The sequence below is a fragment of the Spirulina sp. CCY15215 genome (assembly GCF_016888125.1).
In the GTDB taxonomy this organism is placed as follows: domain Bacteria; phylum Cyanobacteriota; class Cyanobacteriia; order Cyanobacteriales; family Spirulinaceae; genus CCY15215.
Window position 1 is genome coordinate 1 of sequence record NZ_JACSWA010000183.1, and the last position, 565, is coordinate 565.

The following is a 565-nucleotide window of genomic DNA, read 5'->3' on the forward strand; positions in this document are numbered from 1 at the left end:
AACCGCTGCGCCTAAACACATTTCGGGGAGAACCAGCTAGCTCCAGGCTCGATTGGCATTTCACCCCTAACCACACCTCATCCGCCAATTTTTCAACATTGGTCGGTTCGGACTTCCACTTGGTTTTACCCAAGCTTCATCCTGGACATGGTTAGATCGCCTGGGTTCGGGTCAACAAAACGTGACTAACGCCCTATTCGGACTCAGTTTCCTTTTGGCTTCAGCTTTTTCCGCTTTAACCTGCCACGCTCTGTTAGTCGCCGGCTCATTCTTCAACAGGCACGCGGTCAGACGTTTAATCGTCCTCCCACTGCTTGTAAGCTAACGGTTTCACGTTCTATTTCACTCCCCTTACCGGGGTTCTTTTCACTTTTCCCTCGCGGTACTTTTCGCTATCGCTCACGCAGTAGTATTTAGCCTTACCAGGTGGTCCTGGCTGATTCATTCGGGATTTCACGTGCCCCGAACTACTCGGGATTCAGCTAAGATTGTTTCCATTTTTGACTACAGGACTTTTACCTTCTCTGGTACAGCTTTCAACTGTTTCGTCTAATTTCCACTTTCT

1 rRNA gene is annotated in these 565 nt (G+C 48.8%); it reads right to left on the bottom strand.

Annotated elements, in window-relative coordinates:
• Positions 1 to 565: ribosomal RNA gene (locus JUI58_RS00920) — 23S ribosomal RNA — on the bottom strand; the annotation flags it as partial.